This window comes from Amycolatopsis sp. NPDC052450, assembly GCF_044547565.1.
Lineage (GTDB): Bacteria > Actinomycetota > Actinomycetes > Mycobacteriales > Pseudonocardiaceae > Amycolatopsis.
On record NZ_JBIUAQ010000018.1, the window covers coordinates 149,956 to 159,044 of the forward strand.

Annotated in this window: 6 protein-coding genes; 3 read left to right on the forward strand and 3 right to left on the reverse strand. The window is 69.5% G+C overall.

Features of this window, described 5'->3' with window-relative positions; genetic code table 11:
- Positions 1-38: 38 nt before the first annotated feature.
- The 3 genes from ACIHAO_RS27175 to ACIHAO_RS27185 all read right to left on the reverse strand — a co-directional run bounded on the left by ACIHAO_RS27175 (position 39) and on the right by ACIHAO_RS27185 (position 6,030).
- On the reverse strand, positions 39-3,443 hold the full coding sequence (locus ACIHAO_RS27175; RefSeq protein ID WP_396562386.1) for a S8 family serine peptidase: 3,405 nt from the start codon (positions 3,441-3,443) through the stop codon (positions 39-41).
- A gap of 320 nt (positions 3,444-3,763) precedes the next feature.
- A complete protein-coding gene (serA, locus tag ACIHAO_RS27180) occupies positions 3,764-5,362 on the reverse strand; it encodes a phosphoglycerate dehydrogenase (protein WP_396562388.1) in 1,599 nt (532 codons plus the stop codon).
- A gap of 101 nt (positions 5,363-5,463) precedes the next feature.
- Positions 5,464-6,030, reverse strand: a complete 567-nt coding sequence (locus ACIHAO_RS27185; protein ID WP_396562390.1) for a TetR/AcrR family transcriptional regulator — start codon at positions 6,028-6,030, stop codon at positions 5,464-5,466.
- A gap of 97 nt (positions 6,031-6,127) precedes the next feature.
- Here ACIHAO_RS27185 and ACIHAO_RS27190 point away from each other — a divergent pair, with 97 nt between their 5' ends.
- The 3 genes from ACIHAO_RS27190 to ACIHAO_RS27200 are packed head-to-tail and all read left to right on the forward strand — an operon-like array spanning position 6,128 to position 8,809.
- Positions 6,128-7,036 carry a TIGR03620 family F420-dependent LLM class oxidoreductase gene (locus ACIHAO_RS27190; protein WP_396562392.1) on the forward strand — a complete coding sequence of 303 codons (909 nt, stop codon included), beginning with the start codon at positions 6,128-6,130 and terminating at the stop codon, positions 7,034-7,036.
- A complete protein-coding gene (locus tag ACIHAO_RS27195) occupies positions 7,033-7,869 on the forward strand; it encodes a TIGR03620 family F420-dependent LLM class oxidoreductase (protein WP_396562394.1) in 837 nt (278 codons plus the stop codon). Before ACIHAO_RS27190 ends, ACIHAO_RS27195 begins: the two co-directional genes overlap by 4 nt.
- On the forward strand, positions 7,853-8,809 hold the full coding sequence (locus ACIHAO_RS27200) for an ankyrin repeat domain-containing protein (protein ID WP_396562396.1): 957 nt from the start codon (positions 7,853-7,855) through the stop codon (positions 8,807-8,809). Before ACIHAO_RS27195 ends, ACIHAO_RS27200 begins: the two co-directional genes overlap by 17 nt.
- Positions 8,810-9,089 lie beyond the last annotated feature (280 nt).

Here is a 9,089-nt window from a genome sequence, read left to right on the forward strand (position 1 = left end):
CCCTCACCTCATCGAACGCGGGTCACCGCACTACCGCGTCAGCCCACACCGATCGGCTGACGTCCGGTGTGCCGCCCGCCGTTGCCCGGCCGGTCGACATCGGCGTTGCCGCCACCGGCGTTCGCCTGGATCTTCACCACGTTCGCCCGGTTGCCCGAGGCGTTGTGGTGTTCGATCGCCAGCAGGCCCAGCACGGTGTCCTGCGCGGCCGCGTTGCGGTTGACCACCAGCGCGGTGCCCGGCTTCGCGACGTAGCCCAGCGCGGAGTCGCCGCCGCCCTGGACGGTGTACGCGGGAGCCAAGGCGTCGAACGAAAGCGGCGTGCCGACGTAGTCGATCGTCGACGAGTCCGCACCCGGCGCCGCGTAGAACCCGGAGGTCCCGACCGTGTAGCTGATCTTGTGCGACGCGGCGTTCGGGTCGATGCCCAGCGCCGCGATGCTCACCGGCAGCACGACGACGTTGGTGTCGTACACGTTCGTGTCGACGTCGCCGAGCTGGCCGTTGATCGGCTGGATGTCCACCTGCGGGAAGCCCGGCTTCAGCGCCACGGTGACCGCCACGAGGACGTCGGTGGCCGTCACCTTGGTCACATAGGTCTCGAAGTCCGGCTGCCCGTCGCCCGTGGTGTCGATGTCCACGAACGGCGAGGTGTTGCTGCCCAGGTTGGCCAGGTCGCTCCAGGTGGTGAGACCGAAGGCCAGCAACGCGTTCTCCGGCTCACCCTGCGCCTTGGCCAGCGGGGCCGTGGACGCCGCGCCGATGTAACGCAGGTCGGCGCCCTTGGCGGTCTGGTTCAGCGTGCAGTCGGTGGTGACGTCGCCGTCGCACTCGGGCAGCTGCGGGGATTCCGCCTGCAGCTCGAGCACGCTGATCAGCGAGCGGTACCGCTGCGGACCGGTGCCCTGGTCCACGCCCTTGCCGGTCAGGTTCAGCACGGCCTGGTTCTGGCCCGCGCCGAAGTTGACGTTGCCCGGGGTGTTGATGGACGAGACGGGCTTCGGCGCGGAGTACACCGAAAGCCGCAGGGATGAGGTCGTGCCGCTCTTCGGGGTGAACGCGATCCGGCCGGAGGCGTCCGCCACGAACTGCCGGGCGAGCCCGACCTGCGAGGCCGCCATGGTCGGGTCCATGACCTTGCGGAGCGCCTTGGGGTCGGCGATCTTCAGGGTCACCTTCACCAGCGCGACACCGCGCGGGCTCAGCTTCACCGTCGGCTTGTCCACTGTGTACTCGACACCGGGGAGCGAGTTCACGGCTTCGTAGCCCACCGAGTACTCGACCGGCTTGATGCCCTTGTTGACCACCTTGACCGTCTTGGTCAGGGTGACCGGGCCGCCCGCTTCGACGACACCGAAGTTCACCGAGACGAAGCCGGGGTTGTCGACGACGTAGGCCAGGACCTGGTTGTCCAGCGCGGCCTTCGCGTCGATCCGGCCGCTGCCGACGCGCTGCGGGCCGTAGGTGCGGCCGGCGGCGTCGCGGATGTCGTGGCCGGCGGTGTTGATGACCGAGGCCTTGACCTCCTCGACCGACCAGTCGGGGTGCGCCTGACGGATCAGGGCGGTGATACCCGACGTGTGCGGAGCCGCCATCGACGTCCCGGAGATGACCAGGCGACCGGATCCGCTTCCGCTGAGCGCGGACGAGATCGAGTCACCGGGCGCCGCGACGTCCGGCTTGACGGCCGGGCCGCGCCCGCCACGCGAGGTGAACGAGCTCGGGGTGTCCACAATGGACTGGTCGGTGGTCGGCACGGACACGCGGCCCTTGCCGGTCATGCGGACCTGCAGCGTTCCGGCGGCCAGGGCCGGACGGACCGAGGCGGTCGCGCCGCCGGTCAGCTGGAACGTCGGCACGGCCGCGTTGCCCGCGATTCCGGCCGAGAAGTGCTCCAGCGTGGACGAGAACAGCGCGCCCTTGGCACCGGCGGCCTGCGCGTTGTTCGAACGGGCGCCGGAACCGCAGGCGCGGGTCGCGTCGTTGTCGTCCCATTCGAGGAACACGATCTTGCCCGCGGCCTTGGCCTTGTCGGCTTCGGAGTACGGCTTGCAGCCGGCGGCGTTGTCGGCCGACAGCGTGACCACCGGCGCGGTGACGTCGAGCGTGTCGTAGGCCGCGTAGTTCTGGCTGAACTGCCCGGTCTTCGCACCCTTGACACCGTCGGGAGCGACGGCTTCGACGGCGTCGCGCAGGACGGACGCGTCACGGCTGCTGGCGACGGTCAGCGCCTCGGGCGTGTTGCCCGGCGCGCCGCCCACGTCGTTGAGGTCGCCGCCGTTGCCCGCGGAGAACACCGGCACGACGTTGTTCGCGGCGATCTTGCGCACGAACAGCGAGTCCGGGTCGTCCGGGGTGGCGAAGTCGCCGCCCAGCGACAGGTTGACCACGTCGAGGTGGTCGGTGAAGTCGCCGTCACCGTCCGGGTCGAGCGACCAGTCGAGTGCCTGCGAGGTGACGTTGGTCGAGCCGTCGCAGCCGAAGACCTTGATCGCGTACAGCAGGGCCTTGGGCGCGGTGCCCGGGCCGATCTGCATCGCTTCGATCTTCTTCTTGTTGAGCTTCTTGTAGTCGCCCGTGAAGGTCTTGCCCGCTTCGTCCACACCGAATCCGGCGACCGTGCCCGCGACGTGCGTGCCGTGGTGGCCGCAGGAGATCGGGTTGGGGTCGGGCTTCGGGGTCTTGAGGGCCGGGTCGTCACTGCCCGAGTCGTAGGCGTCGCCGACCAGGTCGATACCGCCGACGACCTTGTCGGTCGGGAAGGCGGGGGTGGCCTGGTCGCGGTTGATCGCCTTGTACGCCTCGGCCGTACCCGGACCGCCGAAGGTGGCGTGGGTGTAGTCGATGCCGTCGTCGATCACGCCGACGCGGATGCCGTCGCCGTAGCGGCCGGTCTGCTGCCACGACGCGAGCGTGTTGGTCAGCTGGACCGCGCTGGAGTTCGTGCGGGTCTTCGGCACCACCTTCTTGACCGAGACGACGTCCGGCCGCTTCGCCAGCTCGCGGATCTTCGCCGCGTCGGCCGTGACGACCGCGCCGGCGACCGCGTTCGAGGTCTGGGTGACCAGCTGGGTGCCGGCGTCGGCGGCCTTGAGCTGCCCGACGACGGAGTCCACCGTCGCCGCGGCGGCGGCCTTGGCGTCCTTCGCGGCCTTCTTCGCCTTTTCCTTGCCTGCGCCCTTGTTCTGCTCGGCGTTGAAGGCGTCGACGGCGGGCTGCTTCGCCAGCTCGACGAAGGCGGTGATCTGGCCCTGTGCGGCCTTGAGCTTCGGCTCGACCTTCCCCTGGAATCCGTTACGGTCGATCTTCGCCGGCGTGACGCCGTCCGCGAGCGGGACATCCTGTGCGGCTGCCGTCGCCCCGGTCACGGACGTCGCGAGCAGTGCGGCGAAGACCGCGGCCGATGAGCGGATGGCCCATCGGGGTACGCGGGATCTGTTCATGAGTACGTGCCCTCACTCGAGGCCTTGACTTCGAACCTGCCTGCCGCTCGAACACACCCCCGACGGTGAGCCCCGGCGCCGCGCCGTGCCCTTGACGACGCGATGGTTCGGCCTCGCCGGAAAAACCTATCGGCCCATCCACCCGACTTCAGTAGGCAATTTTCACCGTTATTGAATCTTGCTCTCGTTCTCGCGAACCCCGCACATACAACGATCGCAGTTAGTCGACTAATTGCGAAAACGCGTGAAGGCCCCCTTCCCTCGGCTGATCACTCAAACCACAGCAGAGGGAAGGGGGCCTTCACGCGTATTGACGGAGGTCAGCCGAAGTTGACCGCGCGAATCGTGTGCGCGCCCACGGTGGCGCCGATCGGCTCCAGCAGGTGCGAGTCGACGGAACGGTCCACCCGCAGCAACATGACGGCGTCCGCGCCGTCGGTGGTCTGGCTGATCTGCGCGGCCTCGATGTTCAGGCCCGCTTCGCCGAGCAGCGTGCCGACGCGGCCCATGATGCCCGGGCGGTCCGGGTATTCGAGGAGCAGCACGTTGCCCTCGGCACGCAGGTCGAAGTGGCGGCCGTTGACCTCGACCAGCTTCTCGACCTCGTCCTTCCCGGTGACCGAACCGGACACCGAAAGGGTCGTGCCGTCGGCGTGGACCGCGCGAAGGGTGACCAGGCTGCGGAACTTGGGGCTTTCCGGCTCGATGACCAGATCGACCTGGACACCCAGCTCTTCGGCCACGCGAGGCGCGTTCACGAAGGTGACCTGGTCCTCGACGACACCGGAGAACACACCGCGTTCGGCCGCGAGCGGCAGCACGCTGACGTCCTCGTTGGACAGTTCGCCCTTGACCACGACGGTGACCGAGGCGGGCGCCTTCGGGTTGAGCGCGGTCAGCACGGTGCCGAGCTTCTGGGTGAGCGAGAGGTACGGCCGCACGTGCTCGCCGACGGTGCCGCCACCGGCGACGTTCACCGCGTCCGGCACGAAGTCGCCGCGCAGCGCGAGCAGCACGGACTTCGCGACGTCGGTGCCCGCGCGGTCCTGCGCCTCGGCGGTCGACGCGCCGAGGTGCGGGGTGACGACGACGTTCGGCAGGCCGAACAGCGGGCTCTCGGTGGTGGGCTCGGTGACGAACACGTCGACACCGGCGCCGCCGACATGGCCGGAGCTGACCGCGTCGGCCAGCGCCTGCTCGTCGATGAGGCCGCCGCGCGCGGCGTTGACGATGATGACGCCCTGCTTGGTCTTCTTGAGCGCCTCGGCGCCGATCAGGCCCTTGGTCTCGGGGGTCTTCGGCAGGTGGATGGAGATCGCGTCGGCGCGCTCCAGCAGCTCGTCCAGCGTGACCAGCTCGATGCCGAGCTGCGCGGCACGGGCGGCCGAGACGTAGGGGTCGTACGCGATGAGCTTGGTGTCGAACGCGGCGAGCCGCTGCGCGAACAGCTGGCCGATCTTGCCGAGGCCGACCACACCGATGGTCTTGCCCTGGATCTCGACGCCGGAGTAGGCGCTGCGCTTCCACGCGCCGGCCTGGAGGCTCTGGTCCGCGGCCGGGACCCGGCGGGCGACCGCGAGCAGCAGCGCGACGGCGTGCTCGGCGGCGGAGACGATGTTCGAGGTCGGCGCGTTGACGACCAGCACACCGCGTTCGGTGGCGGCGGGAACCTCGACGTTGTCCAGCCCGACGCCGGCGCGGGCGACGACCTTGAGCGAGGTGGTGGCACCGAGGACCTCGGCGTCGACCTTGGTGGCGGACCGCACGAGCAGCGCGTCCGCCGTCTTCACGGCTTCGAGCAGCGCGGGGCGGTCCGTGCCGTCCACATGCTGGACCTCGACCTCGTCGGAGAAGACACTCAGCACGGAAGGCGCGAGCTTCTCGGCGATGAGGACGACGGGCTTGTTCGGCTTGGTCACGATACGGCTCCCACTATCTGGTCTGTGCCTGCGACTCACTGTTGACGGTCACGCCGTTGTGCCCGGTTGCGCCGCAGTTTAGACCTGGTGACAGGGGATTGTTAACTCGCCCGTAATCCGGCGAAAACGAGATCGAGGAGCCGTTCGAGGCCCTTGTCACCCGAAAGGTGTTCACTGGCCCAGGAAAGCGCGTGCAGCATGACCAGGATTTCGGGCACTGTGACGTCCGCCCGGAGCTCCCCTGCGGCCTTCGCCCTTTCCACCAGGTGGGACACCTGGTCTCGCATGGCGTGACAGGACGCATAGAGCGGCGAAGTCTCGTCGTTGAGGACGTCGACCATCAGTTCGGGCAGTCCGCGGTAGCGCGCCGACTGTTCACCCATCCCGGCGAGCCAGGCCTTCAGCGCGTTCAGCGGCTCGGGTGAGTCCAGGAGTTCGCGGGCCGCCGCGGCCTGTATGTCGAAGCCTTCTCGAAGCACCGTCTCGACGAGGGCTTCCCGCGTCGGGAAGTGCCGGTAGAGCGTGCCGATGCCGACACCGGCCCGGCGCGCGATCTCTTCCAGTGACGCCTCGACGCCGTGCGCGGCGAAGGCGCGCCTCGCCTCTTCGAGGAGGCGCTCGTAGTTGCGCCGGGCGTCCGCCCGCAGCGGCTTCTTCTCGGTGTCCATCGCGCTCCCGAGCCTAGTCTCGACAAATCGGAGGCAGCCTCCGTATAGTCGGATCAGGTAAGCGGAGGCTGCCTCATGTTAGCGGGGAGACGTTGCGATGAACCTGATCGAAGAAACCCGGAACCGGCTGGGAGCGGTGGGTGTCTGGCTGCCGGTCGGCATGTTCGTGCCGACACCCGACGAGGAACGGCAGGCGATACAACGGCTGGAAGAGCTGGGTTACCGCACCGTGTGGGGCGGCGAGGGGCCGGGGAACCGGGAGCTGTTCGCGTACAGCGCCATCACGCTCGCCGCCACCGGACGGGTGGTGGTCGGCACCGGGATCGCCAACATGTGGTCCCGGCCCGCGTACACCGCCCAAAGCGGCGGGCGGACCCTCGCGCAGGCCTTCCCCGGCCGGTTCGTACTCGGCGTCGGGATCGGGCACAGCCATCAGGCGGCGAAGACCGGCTCGGACTATCGGCCGCTCGAACAGACCCGTGACTACCTCGCGGCGATGGACGCGGCGGAGAAGGAATTCCCTTCACCGGTGCCGTTCCCGCGCGTCCTCGCGGCCGTCGGCCCGAAAATGCTCGAACTCGCAAGGGAACTGGCGGACGGCGCGCATCCGTTCGCCCAGCCCTTCGAGCACACGCCGTACTCCCGCGAAATCCTCGGCGAGGACAAACTGCTCATTCCCACCCATTCGGTCCTGCTCGGTGATCGCGAGCAGGCACGGGCGAGCGTGACCAGGGATATCGAACTGATGAAGCGATACGACGTCCCGCATTACTTCAAGGGCTGGAAGCGGCTCGGCTACACCGACGCGGACATCGACGGCGTCAGCGACCGGCTCGTGGACGGGCTGACCGCGTGGGGCGACGAAGAGCGGATCGCCGGACGGATCAAGGAACTCGTCGACGCCGGCGCGGACACCGTGCTCGTCAATCCGGTCGGGGACGATCTTCCGTCCATGGTGGACCAGCTGGAGCGGCTCGCCCCGGCACTGGCGGAGGTGACCCGATGAGCGTCGGAGTCTGGACGTTCTCGTTCGACGGCAAGGAAATCGGCGAAGTCCACGAGGCGGCCGCGGAAGTCGAGGAACTCGGCTTCGACACGGTGTGGTTCGGGGAGTACCTGGGACGGGAGGCGTTCACGCAGGCCGGCCTGCTGCTGGCGGCGACCTCCCGGCTGACCGTCGCCACCGGCATCGCGCGCTTCTCCCACCGGGCACCCGTCGCCGCGGCCGCCGCCGAACGGACCCTCGCCGAGGCCTATCCGGGACGGTTCGTCCTCGGGCTGGGCGGGCATTTGCCGGGCGCGAAACCGCTGGAGGCGATGCGCGGCTATCTCGACGAAATGGACGGGGCCGAACTGTCCACTCCGGACTCCCCGCGCCGGCGCGTGCTGGCCGCACTGGGCCCGAAGATGCTCGCCTTGGCCGCCGAACGCACCGATGGGGCGCATTCCTACTTCGTCCCCGTCGAGCACACCGCACTGGCGCGGGAGATCATGGGGCCTTCGGCCTTCCTCGCCGTCGAGCAGGCCGTCGTCCTCGGGCCGGACCGGGAGATCGCGCGGCGGCACGTGTCGATGTACCTGGACCTGGCCGCCCACCATCGGGCGAATCTGCGGCGATTCGGGTTCACCGAGGAGGACTACGGCTCCGACCGGCTCGTGGACGCGCTGGTCGCCGTCGGGGAGGACGCGATCTCCGAGCGGGTGCGGGCGCATCTGGACGCGGGCGCGGATCACGTCTGCCTGCAGGTCCTCACCGGGGACGACCGGATCCCGCTGGCGGAATGGCGGGTTCTGTCGGGGGTCGGGGGTAGCGTGCGGAAGCGTGACGTCACCGGCTGAACTCGCTTTCGAACGGGCACGGGAACTGATCGACGCGCGGGACCTCGCGGGGGTCGCGCGCCTGATCGGCGACCTGCCCACGCTCGTCCACGCGCACGGGAAGAACGGGAACGACCTGCTCGGCATGGCCGCCGCGACCCGCGACGAGCGGCTGTGCCGGATCCTGCTCGACCACGGCGCCGATCCGGCCTCGGCCAACGTCCACGGCTGGACGGCGTTGCACCAGGCCGGGTACGCCGGGCTGCCGCTGCTGGTCACGATGCTGCTCGACGCCGGCGCCCCGGTCGACGTTCCCGCCCGCGGCGACGGCGGGACGCCGCTGGTGGTCGCGTTATTCTGGGGCCATCGCGAGGCGGCGGAACTGCTGGCCGCGCGTGACCTCTCCCCCGGCAACCTCCGGGTGGCCGCGGGACTCGGCCGGGCCGACCTGCTCGATTCGCTGCTCGCGCCGGACGGCACGCTCTCGCCCGCGGCGGGCGCGCATCGCGAGTTCCACCGGCCGCACAGCGGTTTCCCGGAATGGCGGCCGAGTGACGATCCCGCCGAGATCGTCGACGAGGCACTTTCGTGGGCCGCGCGAAACGATCGCTCCGACGCGGCACGGACCCTGGTGGCGAGGGGCGCGGCGGTGGACGCCGACGTCTACCGCGGCACAGCGTTGACCTGGGCCGCGGCTCAGGGGAAGGCTTCGGCGATCAGGACCTTGGCGGAACTCGGCGCTTCGGTCGACCATCGGGGGACGTTCGGCGGGTTTTCCCACGGGCAGGGCGTCACGGCGCTGCATCTCGCCGTGCAGGGCGGGCATGTGGACGCGGTCCGGGCCTTGCTCGAGGTGGGGGCGGATCCCTCGGTGGAGGATTCCCTGTACTCGTCGTCCGCTTTGGGGTGGGCCGAGCACTTCGAGCAGAGGGAGATCCTGGCGGTCTTGCGGGGCGCCTGAGGTCGGGCCACGGCGTGCACGCGGGTGTCGCGAAAGCCACTTTCGGGACACCTAGCGTCGCGAAAGTGGCTTTCGCGACGCCGGGAAGTCGGCTGGCGGGCGACCCCGCCACCGCCGCTCTTCCCGCCATGGTCTTGGCAGTGCCGTCACCGATTCCGGGCGTTGCGAAAGCCACTTTCGCAACGCTGAAGGTTGCGAAAGTGGCTTTCGCAACACGCGCTGCCCCCGACCGCAGGCCCAAACCCCGGCCCCCTAGAGCGGCCTGTTGGGGCGGCGCCCA

What these genes read in the sequence shown, in the direction of transcription:
- ACIHAO_RS27185 (WP_396562390.1), bottom strand. Translation starts at nt 6,030, where the DNA reads ATGGACACCGAGAAGAAGCCGCTGCGGGCGGACGCCCGGCGCAACTAC.
- ACIHAO_RS27175 (WP_396562386.1), bottom strand. Translation starts at nt 3,443, where the DNA reads ATGAACAGATCCCGCGTACCCCGATGGGCCATCCGCTCATCGGCCGCG.
- ACIHAO_RS27195 (WP_396562394.1), top strand. Translation starts at nt 7,033, where the DNA reads ATGAGCGTCGGAGTCTGGACGTTCTCGTTCGACGGCAAGGAAATCGGC.
- ACIHAO_RS27190 (WP_396562392.1), top strand. Translation starts at nt 6,128, where the DNA reads ATGAACCTGATCGAAGAAACCCGGAACCGGCTGGGAGCGGTGGGTGTC.